Consider the following 227-nt stretch of genomic DNA (forward strand, 5'->3'; position numbering starts at 1 on the left):
CTCACCACGCAGCGAAAAACATATTTAGGAGAAAATCTATAATCTTCTGCCTTACGCCCATTCAAAAGTGGAGAAGGGAAGTCTGACTCACGAAACATGGTCAGGGCATACTGATAATCCCCTCCCGGATAGCCCCTTTGTACCTTCCTGTCGCCGCTCTCCGGTCCCTGCGGGTTATCAACCGGCGAGTGCGCATAGTAGTCCGCCGCATACCAGTCATTAGCCCA

Annotated in this window: 1 pseudogene; it reads right to left on the reverse strand. The window is 52.0% G+C overall.

Annotated features, from left to right (window positions below):
- Window positions 1-227 (reverse strand): annotated as a pseudogene (locus tag FDW94_RS24225) (sulfatase modifying factor 1); the annotation flags it as partial.

The sequence above is a fragment of the Citrobacter sp. wls757 genome (assembly GCF_005280935.1).
Lineage (GTDB): Bacteria > Pseudomonadota > Gammaproteobacteria > Enterobacterales > Enterobacteriaceae > Citrobacter > Citrobacter portucalensis.